Annotated in this window: 23 protein-coding genes; 10 read left to right on the top strand and 13 right to left on the bottom strand. The window is 37.9% G+C overall.

Features of this window, described 5'->3' with window-relative positions:
• The first annotated feature begins 38 nt into the window (after nucleotides 1–38).
• Entirely contained in the window at nucleotides 39–686 is a 648-nt protein-coding gene (locus tag DVJ99_RS00755; protein WP_114602771.1) for a hypothetical protein, read from the top strand.
• Between the two features lie 86 nt (nucleotides 687–772).
• Here the strand turns inward: DVJ99_RS00755 and DVJ99_RS00750 are convergent, their stop codons facing one another.
• Together DVJ99_RS00750 and DVJ99_RS00745 are read right to left on the bottom strand one after the other, a co-directional pair.
• A complete protein-coding gene (locus DVJ99_RS00750; RefSeq protein WP_114602770.1) occupies nucleotides 773–2500 on the bottom strand; it encodes a DHA2 family efflux MFS transporter permease subunit in 1728 nt (575 codons plus the stop codon).
• Between the two features lie 12 nt (nucleotides 2501–2512).
• Nucleotides 2513–3157 (bottom strand): HlyD family secretion protein, encoded by a 645-nt coding sequence (locus tag DVJ99_RS00745; RefSeq protein WP_114602769.1) that lies wholly within the window; start codon nucleotides 3155–3157, stop codon nucleotides 2513–2515.
• A gap of 119 nt (nucleotides 3158–3276) precedes the next feature.
• Between DVJ99_RS00745 and DVJ99_RS00740 the strand changes: the two genes are divergently transcribed.
• Nucleotides 3277–3825 carry a TetR/AcrR family transcriptional regulator gene (locus DVJ99_RS00740; protein WP_114602768.1) on the top strand — a complete coding sequence of 183 codons (549 nt, stop codon included), beginning with the start codon at nucleotides 3277–3279 and terminating at the stop codon, nucleotides 3823–3825.
• A 68-nt stretch (nucleotides 3826–3893) separates the two neighbouring features.
• Here DVJ99_RS00740 and DVJ99_RS00735 read toward each other — a convergent pair whose 3' ends face one another.
• The 3 genes from DVJ99_RS00735 to DVJ99_RS00725 form a co-directional block, all read right to left on the bottom strand.
• Nucleotides 3894–5108: a putative multidrug effflux MFS transporter TcaB gene (locus DVJ99_RS00735; RefSeq protein ID WP_114602767.1), complete on the bottom strand. Its 1215-nt coding sequence runs from the start codon at nucleotides 5106–5108 to the stop codon at nucleotides 3894–3896.
• A gap of 165 nt (nucleotides 5109–5273) precedes the next feature.
• Entirely contained in the window at nucleotides 5274–6614 is a 1341-nt protein-coding gene (locus DVJ99_RS00730; RefSeq protein ID WP_114602766.1) for a membrane-associated protein TcaA, read from the bottom strand.
• A gap of 280 nt (nucleotides 6615–6894) precedes the next feature.
• The gene (locus DVJ99_RS00725; protein WP_105993199.1) at nucleotides 6895–7353 is read right to left on the bottom strand and encodes a MarR family transcriptional regulator TcaR; all 459 of its coding nucleotides are present in this window, start codon (nucleotides 7351–7353) and stop codon (nucleotides 6895–6897) included.
• A gap of 244 nt (nucleotides 7354–7597) precedes the next feature.
• Here DVJ99_RS00725 and DVJ99_RS00720 point away from each other — a divergent pair, with 244 nt between their 5' ends.
• Nucleotides 7598–8506, top strand: coding sequence for a YdcF family protein (locus DVJ99_RS00720; RefSeq protein ID WP_240430797.1), 909 nt, complete (start codon nucleotides 7598–7600; stop codon nucleotides 8504–8506).
• A 98-nt stretch (nucleotides 8507–8604) separates the two neighbouring features.
• Here the strand turns inward: DVJ99_RS00720 and DVJ99_RS00715 are convergent, their stop codons facing one another.
• Nucleotides 8605–9294: an ABC transporter ATP-binding protein gene (locus DVJ99_RS00715; RefSeq protein ID WP_114602764.1), complete on the bottom strand. Its 690-nt coding sequence runs from the start codon at nucleotides 9292–9294 to the stop codon at nucleotides 8605–8607.
• Nucleotides 9294–10352 (bottom strand): ABC transporter permease, encoded by a 1059-nt coding sequence (locus DVJ99_RS00710; RefSeq protein ID WP_114602763.1) that lies wholly within the window; start codon nucleotides 10350–10352, stop codon nucleotides 9294–9296. Before DVJ99_RS00710 ends, DVJ99_RS00715 begins: the two co-directional genes overlap by 1 nt.
• Nucleotides 10353–10508: 156 nt before the next feature.
• On the opposite strand from DVJ99_RS00710, the gene DVJ99_RS00705 reads away from it, so the two are divergent.
• On the top strand, nucleotides 10509–11183 hold the full coding sequence (locus DVJ99_RS00705) for a response regulator transcription factor (RefSeq protein ID WP_114602762.1): 675 nt from the start codon (nucleotides 10509–10511) through the stop codon (nucleotides 11181–11183).
• On the top strand, nucleotides 11176–12573 hold the full coding sequence (locus tag DVJ99_RS00700) for a HAMP domain-containing sensor histidine kinase (RefSeq protein WP_114602761.1): 1398 nt from the start codon (nucleotides 11176–11178) through the stop codon (nucleotides 12571–12573). The genes DVJ99_RS00705 and DVJ99_RS00700 overlap by 8 nt, the downstream gene beginning before the upstream one ends.
• A gap of 87 nt (nucleotides 12574–12660) precedes the next feature.
• Here the strand turns inward: DVJ99_RS00700 and mqo are convergent, their stop codons facing one another.
• Nucleotides 12661–14139, bottom strand: a complete 1479-nt coding sequence (mqo, locus tag DVJ99_RS00695) for a malate dehydrogenase (quinone) (protein WP_114602760.1) — start codon at nucleotides 14137–14139, stop codon at nucleotides 12661–12663.
• A gap of 326 nt (nucleotides 14140–14465) precedes the next feature.
• On the opposite strand from mqo, the gene DVJ99_RS00690 reads away from it, so the two are divergent.
• A complete protein-coding gene (locus tag DVJ99_RS00690; RefSeq protein ID WP_114602759.1) occupies nucleotides 14466–15644 on the top strand; it encodes a glycosyltransferase family 4 protein in 1179 nt (392 codons plus the stop codon).
• 65 nt (nucleotides 15645–15709) lie between these two features.
• On the opposite strand, the gene DVJ99_RS00685 is transcribed toward DVJ99_RS00690, so the two are convergent.
• On the bottom strand, nucleotides 15710–17311 hold the full coding sequence (locus tag DVJ99_RS00685) for an L-lactate permease (RefSeq protein WP_114602758.1): 1602 nt from the start codon (nucleotides 17309–17311) through the stop codon (nucleotides 15710–15712).
• Nucleotides 17312–17655: 344 nt separating this feature from the next.
• On the opposite strand from DVJ99_RS00685, the gene DVJ99_RS00680 reads away from it, so the two are divergent.
• Nucleotides 17656–19377, top strand: coding sequence for a CDP-glycerol glycerophosphotransferase family protein (locus DVJ99_RS00680; RefSeq protein WP_114602757.1), 1722 nt, complete (start codon nucleotides 17656–17658; stop codon nucleotides 19375–19377).
• 105 nt (nucleotides 19378–19482) lie between these two features.
• On the opposite strand, the gene DVJ99_RS00675 is transcribed toward DVJ99_RS00680, so the two are convergent.
• On the bottom strand, nucleotides 19483–20256 hold the full coding sequence (locus DVJ99_RS00675; protein WP_114602756.1) for a hypothetical protein: 774 nt from the start codon (nucleotides 20254–20256) through the stop codon (nucleotides 19483–19485).
• Between the two features lie 216 nt (nucleotides 20257–20472).
• Here DVJ99_RS00675 and DVJ99_RS00670 point away from each other — a divergent pair, with 216 nt between their 5' ends.
• Both DVJ99_RS00670 and glcP read left to right on the top strand, forming a co-directional pair.
• Nucleotides 20473–21471, top strand: a complete 999-nt coding sequence (locus DVJ99_RS00670; RefSeq protein ID WP_114602755.1) for an acrylyl-CoA reductase family protein — start codon at nucleotides 20473–20475, stop codon at nucleotides 21469–21471.
• 176 nt (nucleotides 21472–21647) lie between these two features.
• Nucleotides 21648–23009 (top strand): glucose transporter GlcP, encoded by a 1362-nt coding sequence (glcP, locus tag DVJ99_RS00665; RefSeq protein WP_114602754.1) that lies wholly within the window; start codon nucleotides 21648–21650, stop codon nucleotides 23007–23009.
• 92 nt (nucleotides 23010–23101) lie between these two features.
• On the opposite strand, the gene DVJ99_RS00660 is transcribed toward glcP, so the two are convergent.
• The 3 genes from DVJ99_RS00660 to DVJ99_RS00650 form a co-directional block, all read right to left on the bottom strand.
• Nucleotides 23102–24139, bottom strand: coding sequence for an NAD(P)/FAD-dependent oxidoreductase (locus DVJ99_RS00660; protein WP_114602753.1), 1038 nt, complete (start codon nucleotides 24137–24139; stop codon nucleotides 23102–23104).
• A gap of 162 nt (nucleotides 24140–24301) precedes the next feature.
• Entirely contained in the window at nucleotides 24302–24736 is a 435-nt protein-coding gene (locus tag DVJ99_RS00655) for a DUF2871 domain-containing protein (RefSeq protein ID WP_114602752.1), read from the bottom strand.
• A gap of 102 nt (nucleotides 24737–24838) precedes the next feature.
• Nucleotides 24839–25285, bottom strand: coding sequence for a MarR family winged helix-turn-helix transcriptional regulator (locus DVJ99_RS00650; protein WP_105993184.1), 447 nt, complete (start codon nucleotides 25283–25285; stop codon nucleotides 24839–24841).
• Between the two features lie 163 nt (nucleotides 25286–25448).
• Between DVJ99_RS00650 and DVJ99_RS00645 the strand changes: the two genes are divergently transcribed.
• Entirely contained in the window at nucleotides 25449–26384 is a 936-nt protein-coding gene (locus DVJ99_RS00645; RefSeq protein WP_105993183.1) for a magnesium transporter CorA family protein, read from the top strand.
• The last annotated feature ends 48 nt before the right edge of the window (nucleotides 26385–26432 follow it).

Below are 26432 nucleotides of genomic sequence, written 5' to 3'. Positions count from 1 at the left end.
ACGAATGATGCTTATTTTGAAGGGAGAATTGTATCACCATGCCTCAAAACTATGACACTGCGGCAGCACCTTATGCGAAGGAACCATTAGAACGCGGTACTTTGCAGCGCGGAAAATATTTCGCTAAAAAAAGAAAACGCTCCTATGTGAGCTTGATTATTCAAATTATCGTATTGATTCTTACTGTTATTTCACTATACAGCATGTTTAAAGAATCCATATTCACGATTGTTTTGGTTAATGAACCGATTCACTTTTCACAGCTCTTAAACTTCCAAGAAACATTACAGAATATCTCGAGCCAGAACTTTGATTTAACACAGCTGCATCAGCTGCAAGACAACATCAGCAAAATCAAATTCGCATTCATCGCTTTCTTCTTTGTCGGCTTAATCAGTATATTGCTTACGATTTTGACACTGATTTTCAACCGTACCGCAATTAAGATTGTAAATATGGTTTTAATCGCAATTATGTTCGTCATTCCATTCGGGCTAACTTACATTGTAAACGAAACAGCACAACGTATTTCAGAAACTCTGAAACAATATTTCATTACTGTAGAACCCGATAAAATCTTAATTGCCGGCGATGCATTAAACAATGCGACAATCTTACTCGCTTGTTGTTTTGCACTCTTATTTATCAGCTTATTCTTTAGAAACCGCCGTGTGCGCATTAAATAACTATCAGACATTCCAACATTTGGGATGTCTTTTTTATAATGCAAAAACGACAGTCGCCTGACTGTCGTTTCTATCATCATATCAATTTATTTTTCATGCTGTTGTGCGAGTGCATCTGCTTTCTTCTTGCTTTGAATAAAGAAGCTGAGAATAAATGCGATGGCACTGAATAATGTAGCAATCCAAAAGGCATCATTCACACCTTCAACTGTCGCAAGTTTATTCAAGAAGCCCATGATCACTTTCATCGCACCTTCTTGACCGCCATATTGCATTGCCATTGTTTTCATTTGGTCTTGCAATGCGGGATTAGTTTTATCTAAATCTTGAGCAAAAGTATTCAAGTGTTCTGTCGTTTGTGTAGTCATTACAGTCACTAAGATCGCCGTTCCGATTGAGCCTGCTAACTGACGCAGTGTATTCACTAAAGCATTACCATGAGAAATCAAGCGTGCCGGCAATGCATTCATACCAGCTGTCATAATCGGCATCATAATAAACGCCATACCAAAGGAACGCAAAATGTAAATACCCATTATTTGTCCATATGGTGTATCCATCGTTAAGTGCGTCAACTCCCATGTCGCATAGGTCATAACGCCGATACCGAAAATAGCTAAAGGCTTGATGCCGATCATATCATACAGCTTCCCGGCAACCGGACCTAATAGTCCCATCATTAAAGCACCCGGCAATAAAAGAAGACCCGAATCGATAGCAGTGAAACCGCGCAAGTCTTGTAAGTATATCGGCAATAGCAGCATGCCGCCGTATAAGCTCATCATGACAATTACATTAATCACTGTCGTTAATGTATAAGTCGGAAACTTCAGGACTTCAAAGTTTAACATCGGTGCCTTCATGCGTAATTCTCTGATGACGAATAACACAATAAAAATTGCGCCGATAATAAAGGATACGACAATTTCAGTTGAGCCCCATCCTGCATTACCCGCTTCACTGAAGCCGTATAACAAAGCGCCAAAGCCTAATGTACTGAAAATTATACCCGGCACATCTGCTTTAGGCTGTGCGGTATGCTGATAAATTTTGAAGCCGAAATATCCAACGACCAAAGCAGCAATACCGATAAAGAACATGCCGTAAAACATAAGGTTCCAGTGATAATTCTGCACAATATAACCAGATAATGTCGGACCGATAGCAGGTGCCAATATCATTGCGACACCCATCACACCCATAGCCATCCCGCGTTTAGCAGGCGGGAAGATTGTCATAATCACATTAGAACCCAGCGGCATTAAAATCCCCGCTCCGGCTGCTTGGAGGACACGCCCTGTCATCATAATAGGGAAATTAAAGGCGATGCCGCAGACAAGCGACCCTAAGGTAAAGATAACTAATGAGAATAAATAAAGTTTGCGATATGAAAATCGGTCGAATAAAAACGCGCTGACCGGAATCAAAATACCATTAACTAACATAAAGCCTGTCATCAGCCATTGGCCTGTAGAAGCTGAAATATTAAAGTCGCTGTTAATTTTCGGCAGCGCAACATTCAGCAATGTTTGGTTTAAAATAGCGATAAACATACCAAACAACATAGCAGCTAACACGATATTACGTGTGACACCTTTACCGAAGCGATACATACCTGATGTTTGCTGCTGATAGTGTTCAGTAGTTTCTGAAAGTGCTTGCTGATTATCTTGATGTGCCTCAGAAGCAGATGTTTGTGCTCTGTGTTCAGGTTGGCGTGCTGCTTTCTTGCTGCTGTGCTTCTTAAGCAGGATATTCATCAGCACAACAAGCATGACTGCAGCTAGAATATATATAATTAAAGCAAGTGTCATAAAATGACCTCCTTACTTATGAATACTTACTTCAGCATTCATACCTGGAACCACAGATTTTGCTGGCGCAGATTCTAATGAAATCTTCACAGGGACAACTTGCGAAACTTTTGTATAGTTGCCGTCGCTGTTAGATGAAGGCATTAATGAGAAGCTTGAAGCCGTTGCTTTGCCGACTTGTTCTACTTTGCCTTTGACTTTTGAACCTTGGCCATCAATTTTAACATCTACATCTTTCCCTTTTTCTACATCCGCAACTTTGGTTTCATCTACATTCGCTGTGATATACAGTTCATCTAAATTATATGCATATGCAATCGGTGAACCTGCTTGAACCATTGCACCTTCCATTGCGTCTGTTTTCACAATGGTACCTGTTGAAGGCATTTTAATATCCATTTTCTGAGGAGAACCGTCTTCTCCTTTACCTGTAACTTCCGCTATTTGCTCATCTTTTTTATAGTATTTGTTTTCTTTTCCATCAAATGATTCTACTTTTCCTGATACTGGACTTGCGATTTTGATTTGCTGTCCGTCTACTTTCGCATTGTCAGTTTTAATATAGCTTGTGGCTTGATTGTAGTAGTAAAATCCGCCGATGCCGATCAAGACTAATACAACAATCGTCACAATGTTAATGATAATTAACTTCTTCATTTCACCTTTCCTCCTGTTTGCTTTTAAAAGTTACTTTATATAGTATAGAGACGTATAAATTAAAAAAACACCAACACTTTTAAAAAATGTGTCGGCCGATTAAAGAGGTGCAAGGAGTAGTGAAAAAACAAGCGCGTATCAAAATCTTCAGAAGTACAATCGATTTAATGGAAGAATATGCAATGGATGAAATCACCATTAAAATGATATGTGCTTACAGCGGTATCAATCGTTCCACTTTTTATGTCTACTTTTTGGATAAATATGACTTGTTCGAACAAATCCAAACCTATCATAAGCAGCGCTATCAGCGCTTGATGAACATTGTTTACAACAATTTTGACAAGATCTTGAAAGATAATCAAAAACTGCTCCAATTCTTTCGTATTGTCTTCATGTATATTTACCGTTATCAGCGTTTCTTTCGTGCTGTTTTTGTAACGCATCCTCAAAAAGAATATGTTATAGACATGGCCAAATTTACATATCAATCTTACGAAAAACTTTTAGACGACTATACGCATGTCACTGATAATATCTACTATGTGAATTATTTAATCGGCGGCCAGTTCGGAGTCATTCACACATGGTTAAGACGCAACTGTGATGAAACACCAGAAGCAATGGCACAAACAATGTTGACGAACACGATAAAAATGAGAAAATAAATTTGAATTTAAAAAAGGAAATGTCCAATACATGGGGACATTTCCTTTTTACATTGTATACGCTGATGTCAATTTGCTGCCTTATTTCTAAAGACCTTCGCTGTAATGATATGCAGGATAATCAGCACAACAGCCGCAGTCATAATGATCATCAAATACGGAATATAACTCTTCTCCCCCATCAATCCCACTAAAGGGGTACTGATGCCGCCGATTAATGTTTGAACCAAACCTAATAAACTCGATGCACTGCCGCCGCCTCCAGTACGTTCATCCATAGCGACTGAGAAGCCGAGTGTCGCAATCCCAGTAACAGGACTGACCAATATAAAGAAGGCGATAAATAAAAATACTATCGGCAAATGCAGTGTTAATACGATTGTAATCATGATAACACCGGTAAGCTGCACCCACGTAAAGCCGCGCATAATAGACAGCGGTGAAAAGTAATCTACAAGCTTTCCTGAAAGCTGCGATGAAATAATCAAACCGATACCATTGACCGCAAACATAATACTGAATGCTTGCGGAGACAAATCGTAGATCCTTTGTGTAATAAAAGGCGAAGCTGAAATATAACTGAATAAAATAACGAACGTCATACCTTGCAGCAGCATCGGCAGCACAAAACGCGGCTGTTTGAGCAGCACTTTAAATTGTGCTAAGATACTGCGGATATCTGCAGATTGACGAGACTGTCTGCTTAAAGATTCCGGTACACGTACTGTGGTACAAAATATCATAAAAGCACCGAAAATCGTCATTAAAATAAAGACCATATGCCACGTTGAAAACATCAAGACTCCCCCGCCGATTGCAGGCGCGATGACCGGTGCGACACCGTTCACCAGCATTAATACTGCTAAGAACTTTGTCAGTGCTTTGCCGTGATACATATCACTCGCAATCGCACGTGAAATCACTGCTGCTGCACCTGCACATAAACCTTGAACTAATCTTAAACTGATCATCATGGTGATATTCGTCGCAAAGACAATGCCGATACTTGCGATGGTATAAATCACCATTACAATAACTAAAGGCTGTTTGCGGCCGTAAGCATCCGATAAAGGTCCCATGATCAGGTTGCCGAAGGCCAATCCCACCATAAATAAAGTTAAGGTTAATTGCGATGCAGATGCGGTTGTATTAAAGTCTGCTCTGATTTGCGGCAGTCCAGGCAAGAACATATCTATAGAAAGTGCGCCGATTGCGGTCAGTGCACCTAATATTATAATTAAAAAGATGGGCAGCTTTTTTTGGTATGTATGATTCTGCTTCACCCAATCACCTCTTTCTCTCTTTCGATTAAGCTGATAACCTCATATTATACTTAGTATCAAAATAATACAACGTTTGAAACACCGGCACAGATAAAATAAACACCCTTGCATAAGCGATACGCTACATCGTATCCCATTTGCAAGGGTATTTCGAATTCTTCTCTATTATTCTTTATAACTGATGATTTTCAAATCATCTTCTTCAGGTAGTTGATCTGACTTATGGTTAACATCTTGTAATTTATACGTAGAAGTCACCCAGACACCTTGGCTGTTTAAATTCAGCACTTTGGCATAAACATGCACGCCTTCAGTAGAAACATCCATGACTTGCGGACTTTGGTACCAATTTTGTACGCCTTGGCCTGTTTGGATTTGATATCTGATGTTGTCATAGTTTTTGGTGCCGGGTGTAAGATACTTTGACACACTCGCAAAATTATTGCCGAATGATGCTTCGTTCAATGCAGAAGTATACTTATTAAAGAAACGAGAAAGCTTATTTTTCAAGCTGTTTTCTTCTTTTTCCTTTTCTTCTACATATTTGTTGATCTTATCTTTCTCAAAGCGCAGCGTAACAGGTGTATTAGATTTCAAATCATTCGGATACAATTTCACCGAATCTGATTTAAATGTTTTACCTTTCGCTTTTCCTTCAGCTGAAACTTCAATGTTAGCCGTTACCGGATACGGACCGTATAAGCGTGAATTATCATAATTATACGTCTTGTCGTTAATCTTCACTTTTGTATGTTTATCATCTAATTTATCCGCACCATCCAACTTAATATTCAAGTTGGCTTCAGGGAAGTTTTCATGTACATCCACTGTTTCGCTGTTGCTGTTTTTGAATGAGAACGTTAAATAGCCGTTGAATTTCCCGTTTGAATTTTCTTTCGTTGCCGGAAGTTTATAATTTCCTGGAATGAAATTACCCAGCATTGTCGATTCATTCGCTTCAGCAATGACTTTTCGCTTCTTATCATCTGCTCTGAAGATATAAGTTGTCTTTGTTTTAGGTTTGATAATCGGCTTTTTCGTAATTGTTTGGAAACTAATATTATCAAAGAAGATAAAACGACGGCCGTTTTTAGTAATCCGCAGCACTTTATTGCCATCAGGCGTTTTAATATAGCTGGCGTCTTTTTCATTACGTTCTAATTCGTCCACCGTCTTTTGCAGCTCCTTATCAAACTGCTTCATCCCGATTTCGCTTTTAATGTATTTGATATATGTTTCTGCCTCATCAGTGCCTACTTTATTATCGAGAGTACTTAAAATGGTCGCAATGCGCTGCGTATCATTATTTTTAATTGCGTTCGCTAAAATTTTGGCTTGTGCTTCTGGCGTATTGAAATTTCTTAATAAGAAAAACAATATGATTAATAAAATAACAATAAAGATGCCGATACCCCATGGCACAATTTTACGCAGACTCTGATTGGTCTTCATACGTTGTTCGCGGCTTCTGCTTTCTGACGTCTCAGTTTTATCGGATTGCTCCATTTATCGTTCACCTCGCTTTTCGTTTATTCTATATACTATTATTTCCTAGGAAATGTCCAAATTGATTGCTTAACAATTTACCCGCACAAATTTTACACGTAATTTACATAAATGTAAAATTATATCTGCAAATTTGTTGGTTTAAATTTAGAATACTTCTATTATAGTAGACTCGACCTTTTTATTATATCAGTAATTAGACCTAGCGCTTAACATTATCCTCATATATATTAAAAATCGGCGCATCACCACAATGCACCGATTTTTAAAGCTGTTCTTCTTATTGAATTTTTTGAATGTATTCTTTAATACGGCGATCCACAATTTCTAAATTTTCTGCAGTCGCCTCAACTTGTGATTCTGTCAAATCTTGCAGCAAATATGTCGCTACATCATTAATAATCGCTTTTGAACGTGCCACATATTCGCGCCCCTTGTCTGTCAGACGCACATATTTCAAACGCTGATCTACACTCGCATTTTGTTTCTCCCATTGAATCATTTCGAGTTTAATCAATTTTTTCACACGTCGGCTGATTGCCGCTTTATTGACCCCTTGTTTTTCTGTAATCTCTGATAAAGTTAATGATTTATTATTATCTAGTAACAATACAGCTTGTGATTGCTCGATCGACACATTAAATTCGTTGCGCAAATCTTCTAAAAGATTCGCCATTAACGTATTAACATCTTCAATGAACATCCCCATAAACTGCATATGCTGTTCTATATTCTTCATTATGGTCTCCTTCTTATGATAAATATTCGTTAAATTCACTACTTTGACAGTATGACTTATTTTACACTTTTTCAATGTGTCGAAACCATCATATCATATCTGAAGAAACATAAGGAAAAATAGGGTAATATGAAAGTAATTAATTTTTTACAAATAGAGGTTTGAAATGCTACTACTATCAATAATTTTAAGTCTTTTGATTTTATGCAGTTACATTTATTTATTTTTTAATCCGTATCGCAGATTGAATATCACATCATTCTTTATCACACTGGTTAGCGGATTTATCGTACTTTTAATTCATTTAATCACTTCAAGCTTCCCATTTGATTTGGCTATTGTGTCAGTCATTGGTGCAGGGTTGCTGTTGTTTAAACATCGTGTGATTTTGGAATGGAAAAGTGCCAGAATGTTTTTTGCCAGAATTTGCGCACTGACATTAGCTATTGCATTTTTAGCCGTCGCTTTGAATTTATTAAGCCATATTCCTGTTCCTTTTATGAATGCATTGTTTTTATGGATAGGATGGATTACAGTCACAACACTGTTTGCCTTTGTACATTATCTCAGCTGGTCTTCTGCTTTTAGTATGCTGACACTGGATGATCCTATTGATGCCATTATCGTCTTAGGCGCCGGATTATATCGTGAACAAGTCACACAAATGCTGGCATGGCGTTTAGATCGCGCCGCAGCACTTTATCAAAATCATAAAGGCACACCCCATATTATTGTCAGCGGCGGTACAGGCGAAGGCGAACGTGTATCAGAGGCCGAAGCCATGCGTGATTATTTAATCGCACAACATATCCCAAGCTCGCGTATATTATTAGAAGATCAATCGCATAGTACGTATGAAAATTTAGCTTACACTAAAGACATTTTAAAAGACCATGCATTTTCTAAAATCGCCATCGTAACAAGCCAATTTCATATTTTGCGTGCTTTACGTTTTGCTCAAATCTTAAATATCAAAGCTGTCGGTGTCGGCAGCCGTACACCTTATCCATTTTTCGATACTGCTTTAATCCGAGATTTCTTTGCTTTGATGTATTGCTATAAGTTATTGTTAACTTTTTATTTCGGTGCTTTATTTATCGCCAGCATGCTTATTAAGCACCCATCTTTGCTTCATCTTCTGCATTTAAAATAACCTCTATATATATAGAAATATATCTGAATATAAACAAAAAGTTGGGGCTGCTCCCCAACTTTTTTCATTCCCTATATCCTGCTTCGACTCAATTAATATTATCCTAGTTCACTTTCATCTTCTTTATTGATGATTTTACCATCGAATAAATCTACAACACGGTCTGCATATTCAAAAAGGCGACGGTCATGTGTAATTAAGATACCGACCATATTCTCATTTTTAATACGCTCACTGATCATTTTTGTGACTTCTGTCGCACGATGCGCATCTAAGCTTGCTGTCGGTTCATCCGCTAAAATAATTTTAGGGTTGTTCATAAATGCACGCATGATAGCAACACGTTGTTTCTCACCGCCTGATAACATATATGGAAATGCTTTAAGACGATGTGTTAAACCGATTTGATCTAATAATTGTTCTGCACGTGTTTTCGCTTCTTTTTTAGATAATCCCGCTTCTTGACCTACAATTGTCAATTGGTCAATTACTGGTAAATATGGGACTAAATGCGAAGCTTGGAAAATAAATCCGATTTCTGTCAGACGCATATCTGATTTTGATTTTGCTTTCGTAAATAAAGGCGAACCGTTATACAGCAATTCTCCTGAGTCTTGATCTTGAAGGCCTCCTAAAATTGTGAGCAGCGTTGATTTTCCTGAGCCAGAGGCACCGCTTAAAATAATAAACTCACCTTGTTTGACTTCAAAATCTACACCTTTTAATACATCCGTTTTGGCTTCCCCAGTACCAAATGATTTTTTAATATCTTTTACTTCTAAAGTCATTAACCTTCACCTCCGATTGCTTGAATAGGATTGACTTTAATTAATTTAATGAATGATAATGTCGCACCGATAATTGCAACAACAATGAATACACCTACGACTAGCAGCATATTATTCGTTGTTAAGTGGAACGGCATGCTGACTGGCATCACTATGCTGAGTCCGCTGATAATCAAGACTGACAGTAACACACTGATCATTGTCACTAATAAGATTTGGAAAACTAATGAAGACAATAAGTGTTTTGTTTTAATACCGATTGCTTTCAAAATACCGATTTCAGAGATTTTTTGAATTGTCATAACATAGAAGAATGCACTTAAGACAATTGCTGAAATCAAGTATAGGCTGACAATCATCATATTCAAGGGTGCTTGTTCAGCGTTATAACTTGGAATATTATCCGTCAAGTCTGTTTGTGTTACCACTTGCACACCTGAAATATCGTTGATTTTTTTCTCATCTGCTTTAGATACATCTTTTAATGGATAAAACGTTGCAGCTTTTTTACCGAGTTGATCGAATGTATGCTTATTCGTCATCACTGTTGAACTATGAGAATACATTGCATCGTCCATTAAACCGACAATTTTATACGTTTTATTGCTGTCCTTGAATTCTACGTTACTGCCTACTTTAAGGCCTTCTGCTGTTAATTTTTTATTAACTGCAATTTCATTATCTCGGGATGGATAATGCCCTTCTGCTAATGAAGGTTTGAAATCTTTACCAGGATTGATAAGCAGTATATCTTGGTCATTTGAATTATCTGTTTTTATTGTCTGAGGTGCTAATTTGAAAGGTTTTGCATTTGTGACATCCTCAACCTTTTTTTGTTTTTCGTCATTGATGATTGATTTCTCAATGACAGGTTCCTTCATATCTTGCACCACGAATTTCTCTGCATTCATGTTGTCAAGCATTGAAATGTTTTCACGTCCGAGTCCTTGAGCAAGACCGCTGATGAATAACACCATGCTTGCAAGCAGCAAGATAATCAGCATTATTAAAATGTATTTGAATTTGTAAAATACCATTTCTTTCCATGCTAATTTCATTTCCATGACTCCTTTTTCTTTTATGATACTTATATTGTATGCACACATTGTGAACTGAATATGAACAACGTTCACTTTTCTTTAGAACTAACAAATTTGTCTTAGCCGATTCGCAAAATGTATAATTAATCTAAATGATTGTTAGGAGTGGTGAGGATGACAACTTGTTTAATAGTAGATGATGATTATCAAATCCTTCATTACGTCTCTTCCTATTTAGAGCGTGATGGATTTAAAACCGCAACCCATTCTAATGCCGAAGATGCATTAAACTATTTAGAAACCAATCAGGCAGATATTGCGATTGTGGATATTATGATGGATGGTATGGATGGATTTGAATTATGCAACGCTATCAAAGCAGATTATGAAATGCCTGTGATTATGCTTACAGCTCGGGATGCTTTAAGCGATAAAGAAGAAGCCTATTTAACAGGAACAGATGATTATGTAACGAAACCGTTTGAAGTACAGGAATTAATCTTTCGTATTAAAGCCGTTTTGCGCCGTTATCAAATCAACGCAGAAAATGAACTTGAAATCGGCAATTTGAAATTGAACCAGTCTTATTTGGAAATGACTTGCGATACGAAGACTATGACCTTGCCGAATAAAGAATTTCATTTGCTCTTTCTGTTAGCCAGTCATGAAAAGCAAGTGTTCTCAAGAGAAGAATGTATTGAACGTGTATGGGGCTTTGATTATGAAGGTGATGATCGTACCGTCGATGTACACATAAGAAGACTGCGCAACCGTTTAAAAAAGATCGGCAGTAATGTCAGTATTGAAACAGTACGCGGTTTAGGCTATAAGGTAGAAGTCCATGTTTAAGTCGCTGTATTCGAGAATTGCGATTTATACGATTGTCATTATGCTGTTCAGCGCTGTGCTCAGTTTTATTTTGACGAATATGTATTATCATGTCGCATTAAAACCTTCTAATGACCAAAAGATTATGAGAACTTTACAAGAAGCTAAGGCATATCAAAAAGCATCCCATACAACAGATATGAAAGCTTACTTTAAACATTTAAGCGACCTTAACTTCCAAGTCGTAACTATTGATACATCTTATAAGAAAACATTTTACGGCGAAGCATTCAGAAGAGAAAATCTGACTAAAGAGAATATTGATAAGGTCTTTAAAGGCAACGATTATCATGGTATAAAAAATCACCCCTATCAGCTCTTTGTGACAGGTTTCTTTGATAATGAATCAAAGAATACAGTCGGCACGCGTTTTAACACTTCAGAAGGTCCTGTTGCAGTCTTTATCAGACCGGATATCGGTAAATCCTTTAGTGAATTCCGTATCTTCTTAGCTGTCCTCATCGCATTACTGTTAATCATTTCTATGCTGCTGATTATCAGTTCAACATACACATTGATCAAACCGATTACGCAGTTGAAACATGCGACGAACAGATTAATGGACGGCGACTTTAAAACACCGATTGCTGTGACACGCCATGATGAATTAGGTACGTTGCAATACCGCTTCGACCAAATGCGTATTTCCTTAAAACAGCTCGATGACATGCGCCAGCATTTCGTACAAAATGTTTCGCATGAAATCAAAACACCGCTGACACATATTCATCAATTACTGGATCGTCTCAGCCAAGCACAAGATAAAGAAAGCCGCTTGTACTATATAGACGAGATTCATACAACAACCAGCCGATTAAGCAATTTGACACGTGCCCTCTTATTGTTAGCTGAACTCGATAATCATGACCATTTGGATTACGACGATGAGATTGATATCGCACAAATGCTGAGAGTGATGGTACGTCATGAACAATATGCAATTGATGATAAAGACTTGCTGATAATGACTGACTTGCAAGAGATCACAATTAAAGGGAATTACCGTCTGTTATACCAAGCCTTTAACAACATTTTAACGAATGCCATTAAGTATACAGAAGCAGGCGGCAGTATCGATATAGAGCTTACGCAATCAAATCATACGGTTGAGTGCCGAATTGCTGATGACGGTCCAGGAATGTCAGATGCGGTTCAAGCCCATCTATTCGAAAGATTTTATAAAGGCAATACGTCTGCCACAAGCAACGGCTTAGGTTTAGCTATTGCACAAATGATAGTTCAGCTTCATGGCGGCGACATCAAAGTAGAAAGTACTATAGGCGAAGGCAGTACCTTTATTCTCACACTGCCAACAGCTGAAACAGATGACATGCACCATTCTAAACTATAATTTACAAATAATAAGACAAAACAAAAATGCTTCGGTAAGGAAAATTCCTCCTGCCGAAGCATTTTTTTATATTATAGCTTGAATGCCTTAATTTAATTTCAAATACTTTTCAACATCTGTTTTAATGTCTTTGTATAATTCAGGTTCATCTGCTAATTTCTTACCGAATGACGGGATAATTTCTTTGATGCGTGCTTCCCATTCTGGGAACTCATCTTTATAACTGCGTTGTAAAATATCTAACATCACATCTACTGCAGTTGATGCACCTGGTGACGCACCTAATAATGCCGCAAGACTGCCGTCTTCAGAACAGATAACTTCTGTACCGAATTGCAATGTACCTTTGCCTTTGTCTGTATCTTTAATCACTTGTACACGTTGTCCGGCAACGACAATCTCCCAATCTTCTTTCTTCGCATTCGGAATGAATTCGCGTAATTGTTCAATACGTTCATCATCAGAAAGCATTAATTGAGAAATCAAGTATTGCGTCAATTTCATTTCTTTCGCACCTGCAGATAACATCGTCAACAAGTTATTCGGTTTCACAGATTTGAATAAATCCATGTTTGAACCTGTCTTCAAGAATTTAGGTGAGAAGCCGGCGAATGGTCCGAATAACAATGATTTTTTGCCGTCGATATAACGCGTATCCAAGTGCGGTACTGACATCGGCGGTGCACCGACTTTTGCTTTGCCGTACACTTTAGCATCGTGCTGATTTACCACTTCAGGATCTTGGCATACTAAGAATAAACCGCTGACTGGGAAACCGCCGATATGTTTAGATTCCGGCAAATGCGTTTTTTGCAATAGCTGCAAGCTCGCACCGCCAGCTCCGATAAATACAAAGTCAGAAATATATGTTGTTGTTTCCTCTGTAGTTAAATCTTTGACTTTCACTTTCCAAGTGCCGTCTTTTTGTTGTTTTAAATCAGTCACTTGGTGCTCATATTCAACATCTACTTGGTTTTGCTGCAAGAAGTCGAATAATTTATGCGTCAATGCTCCGAAGTTGACGTCGGTACCTGTTTCGTCACGGCTTACTGCGATTGGAATATGGTTATTACGCCCTTCCATCATTAAAGGAAGCCATTGTGCGATTTGGTCTTTATCTTCTGTCATTGTCATTTCGTTGAATAATGCATTTTCTTTTAAAGCTTTGACACGGCGTCTTAAGAAGTCGACATTGCGTACACCGATACAAAAACTCATGTGCGGTACAGTGTGAATGAATTCTTCAGGATGATCCAAATTGCCGTGTTTCACTAAATAAGACCAGAATTCTTTAGAAATTTGGAATTGCTCGTTGATTTTCAAAGCTTTTGAAATATCTAAAGAACCATCCGGCATTTCTTTTGTATAGTTCATTTCGCATAATGCTGAATGCCCTGTGCCCGCATTGTTCCATGCATTAGAACTCTCTTGTGCTGATTCGCTTAACTTTTCAAATACTTTTATCTCTTTTTCTGGTGCAACTTTCTTCAATAATGTACCCAATGTCGCACTCATAATTCCGCCACCGATTAAGATGACATCTGTTTTGCTATGTTCTGAACTCATAACAAATACAGCCCCCTTTTTAATAATGAAGATGACATCTGCTTAAGCATGACCTCAACCCTTTCTTGAGAAAGCGCTTTACCACAGTCTTAAAAAAATAACATACCTAAGTTATGTCAAAATAGTGTTGCTAAGTATTTCGTTCTATTCTCTTATTATATACGTATTTATGCTCAGACAAAAGGGGTAAGGATAGTTATTCAATAGATTATTATTTTTTCGTGTTTAAATTGATGCACAAAACATATATCAAAGCATCTACCTTTGCATAGTGATCCCTGGACTATGATATAATTAAAGGAATTCAATGGGAGGAGTGACACCACGTGCAATCAATCACTTTTTTAATGCATAATATTTATTCCATGGGTGGCACTGTCAAAGCCGTCACACAACTTGCTAACGTATTGGCAGCCAAAGGACATAAGGTAAAAATTATTTCCGTATTCAAAGGCAGTAAAGCACCTTATTTTAAACTTCATCAAGATATCGAAGTACAGCCGCTGGTCGACTATAATCTCAGCCCGCAAAATCTGATGGATATTTTCATGAACCGTATCCGCAAATGGACACCATTTATCAAACCGCAGATTATTACTGAAAACGAACCAGGTTTAGCGCAGTTTTCAAGCTATGTCGAAAAGAAAATCGTAACTGCTGTGAGTGAAATCGATACAGACGTCTTAGTCGGCACACGTGCAAGCTATAACCTGCTGGTCGCAGATTATGCTCCGAAAGATGTCTTAACTGTCGGTATGGAACATATGAATTGGGACGCTTACTCAAAAAGCTATCGTCAAGAAATCCAAGCCGCATATCAAGATTTAGATCGTATCACTGTGTTAACAGACGCAGACCGCAAAGCATTCCAATCAGTGATTCAAACACCGGTTTATATCGTACCTAATATGATGAATGAACCGAGAATCGAAATCCCTAAAAAACCGCAGATTATTGCGGCGGGACGCTTAGAATATGAAAAAGGCTTCGACTTGCTGCTGCGCAGTGTCGAACATATACAAGACAGCTTGCGTGATATGAACTATACAGTGCATATCTACGGCGACGGCCAGCAAAAACACGATCTTGAAGAATTTATCCAGCAGCATCAACTCAATGATATTGTTCAGCTTTATCCAGCGACAATGCATCTGCCGCTGCGTTTAGCTGAAAGTACCATTACAGTTGTCCCTTCACGCAATGAAGGATTTGGTTTGGTGATATTAGAAGCTATGAATCAAGGCAGTATTGTCATCAGTTATAAAGGCAATACTGGCCCGGAAACCTTAATTCAAACCAATCGCAACGGTTTCCTTGCAGAGTATCAAAGCATTGTTTCACTGTCAGAACATATTTTAAATGTGATGACTGCACCGCCTTCTGAACAAGGCAAAATAATTGAAAGTGCATTTGAAACGGTCGCAAAATATTCGCCTGACAAAGTATATGAAGACTTTATTAAAGCAATTCATGCACCTCAACCTGAAACTGAAGAAATAGAATAAGTAGTTACATTAAAAAAACGGAACCGAAATTTCGGCTCCGTTTTTTATATTCACAACTTCTGTAATTATAAGAATAAAGATAAGATAAATGTCCAGATACAGATGAAGATAACCATACCTACACTGTAACGCAATGCCATTTTCAAGAGTTCTGATTCTTTACCCACTTGTTTAACAGCTGCTGTCGCAATGGCGATAGATTGCGGTGAAATAATTTTCGCAGCTACCCCGCCTGCTGTATTCGCAGCAACTAACATTCCGCCTTTGACACCGATTTGACCTGCAACTGATGCTTGAATCGGCGCAAAGAGTGAGTTGTTGTTAACAACAGAACCTGTCATGAACACACCGATCCATCCTAATACTGGTGAGAATAATGGGAAGATACCGCCTGCTTTAGAGATACCTTGTCCCATTGCAGCACTTAGACCGCCGTATGTTGTAAGTTTTGAAACGGCTAAGATGAAACAAATTGTAATAACAGAAATCCATAACTCTTTAAATGTTTCACCTAATAATTGCCCTGCATCTTTAAAGGTAGTTGTTTGAGATAATAATACTGTAATAATAATTGTAATTAAAATCGCTGTACCTGTTTGTCCTATGATATTCAAGTTAAGCGTAATAGCTTTCTTAGTCACTTCACTGAATGTACCAGGCAATGGTAATTGTACCGCTAAGAAATGCAATGGTTTGCCAGGCAAGAAGAGTGCTTTAAAGAATGGCATGCTCCATAACATAACTAAGATTGTTAAGATATAGAATGGGCTCCATGCATATAGGATTTGTTTCACTGTTAATTTCTGAGTGACTGGCGGTTTTGAATCTTTCTCCAAACGGAAAATATGTTTCGGTTGAACTTTGCGGCTTAAAAGTGCTAGTGCACCCATGCTTGCGAGCGGAGGTAAAATATCCGCAAGTTCCGGACCTTGGAATAAAGTCAATGCACCTTGGAACACTGTAAAGATTACTGATACTAATAAAATAAATGGTAATGTTTCTTTAATACCTCTGAATCCATCAATAATGAAAATTAATAAGAATGGTACAAAGAAGTTGATAAACGCTAATGTAAATGTAGAATAACTAGATACTTGGTGTGCAGTGATACCGCCTTGCAAGTTCAATGTATCAATAACAGCTACTGGTAAACCGATTGCTCCGAATGCCCCTGCTGCTGAGTTAGCAACTAAACATAACATTGCTGCTTGAAGTGGTTTGAAACCTAAATAGATTAATAAAATAGAACAGATTGCGATAGGAACCCCGAATCCTGCCACACCTTCTAAGAATGCGTTAAAACAAAAACCGATTAATAATAACTGTACACGCTGGTCTTGAGAAATACTTGCGATACTGTCTTGAATCATCGCAAATTGTCCAGTTTTGGTAGAAAGTTTGTATAACCAAACTGCCATGATAACGATATAACCAATTGGCAACCAGCCTTGGAATATTCCTTCTACTACTGCCCCCGCTGCCATAACAGCCGGTAATTTAAATATGACTACTGCTACAATCAAAGTTACAACTAAAGTTGTTAATGCTGCATAAATCCCCTTCATTTTAAAGATAGTTAAACATAACAAGAATAATATGATCGGTACTGCAGCCACAATACTCGATAAAACTAAATTGTGGAACGGATCAAATGAAGATACTAACATATACTTTCCTCTTCTCTTTCAATTTTAATTTAGTAGGCCTTTAAATCTAATCACACATTAGTTTGTGATTTATTTCACATATAATATAACATGTTTTTACGAGCTGTTCAATTCTTTTTCAGAAATTTTTTCAAACTGTTTTTTCACGTCAATCCCATATACACCAATGTATACGCTTACATATTATTTTCAGAAAACAAACTGTTATAATACAATATTTTGAAATAATAGTACAGTTCCAACTTTACTTGCAAGATGTTGCTTAAATGTTAAAAGGTTCTCTTTCACAGTTAATGAACAAAATGTTAAAATATAGTTTAATATTATAAAACTGAGGTCATACTATGGAAATACTAACAACAGAATATCAATCAGGCGATAAAATGTTGTTTACACTTAAAACAGCCCTTGAAGAAGGATATACGCATTTTATCCCCTCTGACTTAAATATAGATATCTATCCCGACCAATTGTCAGCGCTGAAATCACGCAATACATCACAATCTATTGTTGTAGATTACACAGTAGATGCTTACTATCAAAACGATTGCCGCTATTTTGCGGATACTGCTGTCGACTTTGATACATGGATGAATAACATTAATCATTTCCCGAATATGATTTTTAGTATTAAGCAATCTATCACAGCACTTAATACCTTCCAATGCGAAACAGCGTTTGATTTAGCAGCCGCATTGCTTTTATCTGAACAAGTCGAAACGAACGGACATGTGATCTTCGACTTTAAAACACATCTAAGAACATCACAATCGTTTTATCAAAGTATTAAACATCATGAATATGCGAAAGTTACACAATTTAATTTAAATAAACTGGCATACTTGCATCATCAAAAGCCGCCTTTCAAATTCAGAAATACTACATTGCCTGAACCTGTTCGCTTTGTCGATAACTGGTTATGGAAGACGCACTTTAAACTGCCCCACTTTATCACCAGCATGATATTAGATCGCAGTTATGAAAATCATCAAAGCATGAGTAATATATACGAAAAACAAGAGAAAGCGTTAAACGGCACCGTCGTCTTTTTAGGATTTGATTACGGCTTTAGAGGTAATTCACGTTATTTATTCAATTACTTTGCAAAACATTACTCAAAATATCCTGCGTTCTATATTACAGATGATGCGACAGGCCCACACTTTGTCTCTCCAGAACATGAAGACACAAAAGATTTGATTGAAAATGCCAATGTCGTCATCAGCGAAAGTTATATTCCTGATACATTGCAGCCAAATGGAACAATTATTCAGCTATGGCACGGCACACCATTAAAACAACTGTTCTTAGACAGCCGAGAGCCCTACCAAAACCATGAAATTTATAATTACCGTGCACGCAAATATAATAAATGGCTCCAACAGAATTATTTGATTTGCGACAGTTCAGAAGCAGCAGAGCTTTTCAAGACCGCCTTTCCGATGCAATATACGGAAATAGCAGCTTGCGGTTATCCAAGAGTACGCTACTTGTTAGATAAGCAAAACGATCAGCCTTACGTGCAATTTATCAAACAAGCACTTAAGCTTGATCCGAATAAACCGACACTGCTTTATCTGCCGACATGGAAAACAAATCCAAAACCAGATGATAACTTGTCTATTTCAGAAGAACTGCTTCAGCATTATAATGTGATATTCCGCGGTCATATCGAAAGCGATGAAACACAAGACACATCACTTTCAAAACAAGTCATTCAGCCAGCAAGCAATATTGAAACACAAGATTTAATACTCGCTTGCGATATTTTAATCAGCGACTACTCTTCTGTCGTCTTTGATGCATTAACTATAGATAAACCTGTAGCACTTTATACTCCACATTTAGACAGCTACCAGCAAGAACGCGGGCTTTATGATGAAGTTATGAAACCTTTTGAACCTGTTGCATACAGCAGCGCAGAAGCATTGACAAATGCCCTAATCAACCAATCTATTCCACTGATTAATCATCCGTTTGTCAATCGTCACAATCATTCTTTCGAAACGATTTCCAGTTTGATTGTGCAGCAATTGCCGAAGCGTTCGAAACGCCGCAAATCATGAACCTGAATAGAAGATAAAAATGCTCAGCACGAAGATGTGCTGAGCATTTATTTGTTCTCATCTGCTTTATACTTGTTTCAATACTTTTGTAATGATGCTATCGGTTTATTGACCTGCAGCGTATGCCGGATCAATGACTGCCGCTTGACCTTGCTGATTAACAGTGACTAATGAATATGTGCCTGGTTGTGATTGGTTGCGGAAGCTGAATACATATGAATAGCTGCCGTTTCCGTTATCTTGTACACCAAAATCATTGTACGGATTAGATTGTCCATTAATTGCATCTGCAGCATTTTGAGCTGTTTGCAATGATTGCGGGAAGTTCGGCAATACGCGTAATGTAGATTCATTCACAGCTGCTTGTCCGATTGTACTTGCTGCTGGTACTGCATTTTGACCTTGATAAGGTGCTACATAGCCCGTTTGTTGTGCTTGGCTGCCTTGAGTGCTGTTTTGACCTGCAGTTTGCTGTGTATTTTGACCTTGAGCTGCTTGACTGTTAACATCTCCGCTTTGTCCGCCGTTAGCTCCTGCGGCTGCACCTGAAGATGCTGATGAGTTGTCAGCACTGCTGTTTGAACTTGAATCAGAAGCTCCTTCGCTGTTTGAAGATGAATTTGCACCTTCACCGCTTGTACTAGATGAGGCATTTTTGTCTTCGCTTGATTGATCGCTGTCAGAAGCATTACTGTCTTCGCTTGCTTTGTCTTTATCTTTGTTAGCTTCTTTATCCTTGCTGCTTTCTTTATCATTGCTCTTGCTTTCTTGTGTTGTTTGGTCTTTATCTTTGTTTTCATCCTCTTTCTTGCTGTCATCATTACCACAAGCGGCAAGAATTAATGATAACGTTAATGCTCCGGCAAATAACTTTTTCATACGTTCTCCTCCTTATGTACTTTCAATGTTTTGATGGTATCATCTCTTAACTTATACACTTCCATTATATTGTATAAACATTGAAAATGTAAAAATTCTTTTAACAAAAAATTATTATGACACAAGTCATGTATTAAACTGAGCCACTCTATTTGTTGCTGGTTCTATGTTCGTGTTAACATTTCTTTAATTATGAAAATGAAAGGAATGAAAGATATGACAGAGACATTCCGCGCATATTATGCAGAAAAGAATGACCATCAAGTCAAATCGCAATTAAAAACATTACCTATAGAAACAATCGAATCAGGCGACGTATTAATACGCGTAGCCTATTCTAGTATTAACTATAAAGATGCACTCGCAGCTAAAAAAGGTGCTGGTGTAGTAAAAGATTATCCGATTATTCCAGGGATTGATTTAGCAGGTACAGTAGTTGAATCTGAAACTTCTGCCTTCCAACCTGGAGATGAAGTGATTGCGACAAGTTATGATTTAGGTGTATCGCACCATGGCGGCTTAAGCGAGCTTGCACGTGTTAAAGAAGAATGGATACTCCCGCTTCCTAAAAATCTGACACTTGAAGAAGCAATGATTTATGGTACTGCAGGCTATACCGCAGGTTTAGCAATCCAAAAACTTGAGGACAACGGATTAACTGTCGAAGGTTCGCCTGTCCTTGTACGCGGTGCAAGCGGCGGCGTCGGCAGCTTGGCAATAATGATGTTAAGTGCCATCGGCTATAAAGTAGTCGCAAGTACCGGTAACCAGCAAAATGAAGACTATTTAAAATCTATCGGTGCTGATGAAGTGATTCCTCGTGTCGAACGAGAATCAGAAAAGCCGTTATGTAAAAGAGAATGGCAAGCAGTCATTGATCCTGTAGGCGGCAAACATGTCGGAGATATTATCAAACGCTTAAAAAACAGAGGCAGCATCGCTTTAATCGGCAACACTGCAGGTATTGATTTCGAGACAACTGTCTTACCGTTTATTTTACGCGGCAATAGTATTTTAGGGGTAGATTCAGCAGAAACACCTATGAAAATACGCAAACAAATCTGGCGCAGACTGGCGACAGATTTAAAACCAGAGCCTTTGCATTCTATCAAACAAGTCATTTCATTAGATGAAGTACCTGATGCTATGGAACAAATGTTGAATAATCAATCCAGCGGCCGTTTTGTCGTTAAAATCAACCCTGATCAGCAATAATCCCCTCCCTTTTCGCAGCAATTTCAAATGAAGTTGCTGCATTTTTATTTGAATTTCATAATTACAATATATTTTAATTAATATTATTGGACAAGTCGTATTATATTGTTATTTACTTTAATTTAATGAAAGCGTATACTTAATTTACATTAAATTCTAAATAGGAGGTTATCATAATGGGAAAGAAGTTTAACAAAAACCTCATTTTCTTCATAGGCGCACTCGGCGGATTGCTCTATGGTTATGATATGGGTATTATTTCTGGTGCCCTGCTTTATATTCCTGATGATATACCGTTAACCGGCGCAACAGAAGGCTTTGTTGTATCAGCCATGTTAATCGGTGCGATATTAGGTTCTGGTTTCAGCGGACCGTCATCAGATAAATTGGGACGCAGACGCGTTGTCTTTATCATTGCGATTATCTACATAGTAGGCGCATTGGTATTAGCACTGGCACCTAATTTAACAACATTAGTTCTCGGCCGCTTTATTATCGGTATTGCGGTAGGTGGTTCTACAGCTATCGTTCCTGTGTATTTATCAGAAATGGCACCAACAGAATCACGCGGTTCTTTAAGTTCATTAAACCAACTGATGATTACTATCGGTATCTTGGCTTCATATTTAACAGGTTACGCTTTTGCAGGCATCGAAGGTTGGAGATGGATGTTAGGACTTGCAGTTGTACCATCTGTCATTCTTTTAGTCGGCGTTATCTTTATGCCGGAAAGTCCAAGATGGCTGCTGGAACACCGCGGTGAAAATGCGGCACGTAAAGTGATGGGCTTAACATTCCCTAAAAACCAAATCGATCATGAAATTGCTGAAATGAAAGAAATCAATGCAATTTCAGAAAGTACATGGAATGTTTTAAAATCACCTTGGCTGCGCCCAACGATTATTATCGGTTGTGTGTTCGCACTCTTCCAGCAAATTATCGGAATCAACGCAATTATTTACTATGCACCTTCCATCTTCGTTAAGGCTGGTTTAGGTGACTCAGCATCTATTTTAGGCTCAGTCGGTATCGGTACGGTCAACGTACTTGTAACGATTGTCGCTATTATGATTATTGATAAAATCGACCGTAAGAAATTATTGTTAATCGGAAATATCGGTATGGTGGCTTCATTAGTCATCATGGCTATCTTAATCTGGTCAATGGGTATCCAATCATCTGCTTGGATTATCATTGCATGCTTAACAATCTTTATTATTTTCTTCGGTTTCTCATGGGGCCCTGTCCTATGGGTTATGCTGCCGGAACTCTTCCCTATGCGTGCACGTGGTGCCGCAACAGGTATCGCAGCACTTGTTTTATCATTAGGAAGTTTAGCAGTTGCACAATTCTTCCCTATGTTAAATGAAGTATTGCCGACACAAGGCGTCTTCTTAATCTTCGCAGTGATTGGCGTATTTGCCGCAATCTTTGTGACTAAATACTTGCCAGAAACACGCGGACGCAGTTTAGAAGAAATCGAAGCAGAATTGCGCGAACGTACTTCCGCAACTACTGTAAACTTCGACAATAAGTAACATATCGAAATGCCGTACTTTTTGAGTGCGGCATTTTTTGCATGCAAAAAGCATTCAGAGACGCTTGCTCCGAATGCTTTTCCTTTGTTTCATTATTGTTCATTATATTGTTGAATGATGGCTTTGTTTGCTTCTTTAAAGTGCTCATTGTGGCTTGAAACATAACCTTCTGCCGGTGCTTCAGGTTCAATATATTGTTTGGCTAAGTTCGCCGCATTGCCTGCATCGCTGAAGGCACTTGCGATCAAGTGTACTTTCGCATCGTGATGAATAATATCTCCGCATGCAAAAACACCTGGCTCGCTCGTTGTCGTATTGCCCTGTCCTTTAATCTGATAGGCATTCATCATTTCGAGTTTCGTAGCGGCTTCTTCTAATAACGGATTTTCAATATCAAAGCCATGACTAATGATGACATCATCTACGGATAAGGTTTCTGCTTCTCCTGTTGTACTGTTTTCCACAACAACCGATTGAATATTCTCCTGCTTTTCATCACCGATCAACGCTGTGATTTGGCTATTCGAGTGCTGTATCACACCATGTGCAGATAATTTATCCTGCATTGCCTCAAATCCGGTTAATTTATCTTTACGGTAAACTAAACGCACGCTTTTCGCATAAGGTGCGATTTCACATGCCCAATCTATCGCAGAATTGCCTGCTCCTGAAATCACGACATCTTTATCCGCAAAACGAGACAGCTTTTGTACGACGTAATGCAAGTTTGTAATTTGGTAACGCTCAGCATCTTTGATTTTTAAAGGCTTAGGTTGAATAATACCGCCGCCGATCGCAATGATTACTGCTTTTGATTCATAAACTTGTCCTTGGTCTGTTGTCACTTTGAAATGACGTTCTTTGACTTTATGAATGTCAGTGACACGTTCTTTCAAACGGACTTCCGGATTAAAATGAAGCCCTTGTTCAATCAAGTCTTTCGTAATTTGATAGCACGGTTTAGGCGCAACACCGCCGATATCCCAAATAATCTTTTCAGGATACAGACACATCTTGCCTCCAAGCTGTTCTTGTACATCTATTAAACGCACACTCATGCCGCGAAGTCCTGCATAAAAGCTCGCATAGAGGCCTGCAGGTCCCCCGCCGATAATTGTTAAATCTTTCATATTATGCTTGCCCCCTAATTTCTTTCTTGTGCTGCATAATTCGTATTGAAAATTGTTCTCATCTATATATTACATGATATTGTCTCGAGAAGATATTAACTTTTATCAAATTATAAAGAAAAGACACAACATCGCACCATGTTGCGTCTTTTGCATATACATTTAATTTTTGTGTTTTTGCTGTCCTTCTATCGGATGGGTTAATATAGCTTTCTTCAATAAGAAGAATAAAATAATAAACCCGGCTGATAAAGTCATATGGCCTAATCCTGCGATGCCTGCAATTCCAGGTGAAATACTTGCTCCTGTAACTTGCATTGTCCCTTTAATCGCTTGTAGTGCCACTGTAACGATAACCCCAATATTATAAACATAATAAAACCAATTAAATAAGTAGTACTTGCTTAATTGGAATAGTTTTTCAAATACAATTAAAATCAAGAACATGAACATACCCAGCATTAACAGATGCGTATGCACAATCGACAATTGCGTTTTGCCTGTGAACTCAAAAGCTTTAGTCAACTCGCGATAATATACACCGCTGAGCAAGCCGATAATTGTATAAGTTAAAAATGTATACAAAATTCTGCGCATTTTTGTTTCCTCCTAATAGTATTCCTCTCTATTATAAAGGATGCCAATGCTTTCAGAAAGTCATGTACAAATCGTCATGAAATTGACACACGGAACAACCTTTTAAAAAGGTCCTGCCTCAGAATCAAGCGTACGCAGATTATCTTGCATTTTATAGAGAATTTCTTTTAATGCATTTTGATCGGCTTTTGGTATTTCATAAAATAAAACCGCTTCTACCTCATCCAAAATCGCAATGATTTCACGGACATCTTTCTTTGCTAATGCTGTTAATACGACTTCTTTCTTACGTGTATCTTCAGGCACACTAATACGTTCAATCAGCTTTTTATTTTCAAGGCTTCTTAACGCACTGCTTACTGTCGGACCCTTGCGATTGAAAATTTGAATCAAATCAGTTTGTGCTACTTTGCCTGTATCACTTTCATAAATATAGCGCAGTGTCTGCGCTTGTTCTTGAGTAATCCCGTAAGGTTCTAACAAATGGTCAGCTTTCACTTTCATTTCATTCGTTATCATACGTAACAAGTATTGAATTGTTGTTGCCATTTCGTCACATCCTTTAATAATTAGACTACACAAATCAGTAAATTATGGTACTATTATGTAGCATATAATAAATAAATCGGACAATACGTTCTCTTTATTTTTAACTTAAAGTACTGCGTTTAAACTACCTTGTTTGATTTATTCATAGAAAGGAAGCTTCAGAATGATTACAGCTTACAAACACAATGTTCATCACGATATTCATACTACTTCTTTAGAAGACGCTTTGTGGATTAATATCACTGAGCCCTCAAGAGAAGAAGTCGAATCATTGATTGAGCGTTTCACTATTCCAGAAGACTTCTTAAAGGACCCTTTGGATGCCGATGAGAGTGCCCGTGTCGAATTTGATGACGAAACCGGATATTCTCTAATCATCATCGACATTCCGATCGTTAATAAAAATAATCATAAGATTCTATCCTTTATGACTATTCCGCTGGGAATTATTATTGGTCACGGCCGTCTGATTACTGTTTGCGATCATGAAGTAGAGTTTTTAGACACCTTCACAAAATCCAGCCAGAACTTGCATTACCGCAGCCAGTTTGCGTTGAATATCTTAGTCACGATTTCTAATCACTATAACCGCAACTTGCGTTTGCTTAATAAATCAAGATTACGTATTGAACGTGAATTGAAAAAAACAGTCACAAATAAACAACTGTATAATCTCATGGAAGTCGAGAAAAGTCTGGTATACTTCTTAGCTGCGTTGAAAGGTAATGAAGACGTCTTCAAAAAACTCTTTAAATTACCGCCGATTAAACGCTTTGAAGAAGATGAAGATTTAATCGAAGACTTGTTTGTCGAAACCAACCAAGCCATCGAAACAACTGAATTGCACACACGTATCTTAGAAAGTATCACAACTTCATATGAATCACTGCTATCTAATGATATGAACAACATTATGAAAACTTTAACGTTGTTTACAGTATTCTTAACTTTACCGACATTGGTTTTCAGTTTCTTCGGTATGAACGTACCTTTACCGCTCAATGACCATAGTCCGACCTCTTGGGTTGCGACCTTAGGTATTTCCATGATTATTGTCGCGATTGTATTCTTATTCTTATGGCGAAAAGGCAAAATATAAATTATCGCTTCAAACGATAGACATCATGCATCAAAGTCTGCACAGGCT

It is taken from the genome of Staphylococcus sp. EZ-P03 (assembly GCF_003344575.1).
Lineage (GTDB): Bacteria > Bacillota > Bacilli > Staphylococcales > Staphylococcaceae > Staphylococcus > Staphylococcus simulans_B.
Note: the sequence above shows the minus strand (reverse complement) of the source record. Positions and strands in the feature narration are given on the sequence as shown.